This window comes from Alcaligenes sp. PF14 (genome assembly GCF_037150615.1).
Lineage (GTDB): Bacteria > Pseudomonadota > Gammaproteobacteria > Burkholderiales > Burkholderiaceae_B > Alcaligenes > Alcaligenes phenolicus.
Window position 1 is genome coordinate 1 of record NZ_JBAGRS010000022.1, and the last position, 763, is coordinate 763.

The 763-nt window shown below is 57.7% G+C and carries 1 protein-coding gene and 1 pseudogene; both read right to left on the reverse strand.

The features are described 5' to 3' along the window. A pseudogene (locus WFM49_RS18505) lies at positions 1-330 on the reverse strand (2,5-dihydroxypyridine 5,6-dioxygenase); the annotation flags it as partial. 81 nt (positions 331-411) lie between these two features. Next, positions 412-763 (reverse strand): alpha/beta fold hydrolase (locus tag WFM49_RS18510; protein ID WP_336974845.1); only part of this gene is annotated, 352 nt, incomplete at its 5' end.

Here is a 763-nt window from a genome sequence, read left to right on the forward strand (position 1 = left end):
GATCTGCTCGGGCGAGAACAACAGAGTCATCAAGTCCAGCACCAGATCGCTGGCCTTCAAAGCCGCGATTGCCGCCTCATTACCCGTCAAAGGCGTCGTGCCCAGATAGGCCAGAGAGTCCCGGCTCAAGGCTTTTTCCGCGTTGACCGGCAACAAGTCCAGGCGATTCACAATCGCACCCATGGACTGAGCAGCAATCTGCGCACACTGCATGGTTTGCGGGTGCGTGGTCGAGCTGGTCAGCAAGGTCACGGATTGACCGGCCTGCAGCTTGGACAGGCGTAGCACTTCTTGCCATGCCTCGATAAGTTGGTAATCACTCACTGCCATCTTGTCTCTCCTTGTGAAAGGTTCCGACACTGACGCGGAACCTTTGCATCACGACGGGCCGCCCATGCAGCCCTTTCAACATCACACCAAGCGCTGGCCCAGGAAGTCACCGAAAGCTTCGTAAAAGCCTGCTTCGTTATCCCAAGGAATCATGTGACCGGCATCAGGCACGCGAACGTGCTGAACGCCAGGGGCCAGCTGCTGAATCTCGGCCACATCCTCGTCACGCACCACGTCACCACGCTCGGCTGTCATTAGCAAGGCAGGCACGGTCAAATGCGGGAAGTCGACATGAATATCGTCGGTATGAAAGCCCTCAAAGCTGGCCAGAATCGCAGGCTCATGGCAGGTGTGCAGCCACTGGGCACGCAATTGCAATTGCTCTTCGGTCCAGGTCGGGCAAAAGGCACGCATGTCTTCTGCGGTGCAGCCT